Origin of the sequence: Streptomyces longispororuber (assembly GCF_014656095.1) — a bacterium.
GTDB lineage: Bacteria > Actinomycetota > Actinomycetes > Streptomycetales > Streptomycetaceae > Streptomyces > Streptomyces longispororuber.
In genome coordinates, this window is sequence record NZ_BNBT01000338.1 from 1 (window position 1) to 671 (window position 671).

The 671-nt window shown below is 83.0% G+C and carries 1 protein-coding gene; it reads left to right on the top strand.

The window, feature by feature from the left end:
- The coding region (locus tag IE330_RS38525) for a tetratricopeptide repeat protein (protein ID WP_190140821.1) at window positions 1-671 on the top strand (671 nt) is incomplete at both ends.

Sequence of the window (671 nt, forward strand, 5' to 3'; positions counted from 1 at the left end):
GGGGCGTGGCCGCGCTCCGCAGCCGGGTGCGGGCCCAGCCGCGCGACGCCCGGTCCTGGGCCGCGCTCGGCACCGCGTACGTCGAGCCGGCGCGGCTGCGGGGCGACCCGTCCCGGTACGCCGCGGCCGAGCGCGCCCTGGACCGCGCGCTCGGGCTGCGGCCCGGCGACGACACGGCCCTCGCCGGGCACGCCGCGCTGGCCGCCGCCCGGCACGACTTCGACCGCGCGCTGCGGTACGCGCGGCGGGCGCTCGCCGTGAACCCCTACAGCGAGCGGGCGCTGGCCTCCCGCGTCGACGCGCTCGTCGAACTCGGCCGCTACGGCGGCGCGGAGCGGGCCGTGCGGGAGGCGGACGCGCGCCGCCCCGGCATCCCCGTGTTCACGCGGTACGCCTACGTACGGGAGCTGCGGGGCGACGTCGCGGGCGCGCGGCGCGCCTTGCGGCGGGCCGCCGGGGCCGCGCGCTCCCCCGGCGACGTCGCGTACGTCGCCACGGCGCTCGCCCACCTGGCGTGGCGGCAGGGCGAGTACGCCGCGTCCCTGCGGCACTGCGCGACCGCGCTGCGGGCACTGCCCGGGTACGTGCCCGCCCTGGAGGCGCGGGGGCGGGCCCGGGCCGCGCGCGGCGACACGGCCGCCGCCCTCGCCGACCTGCGGGCGGTCGTCGCC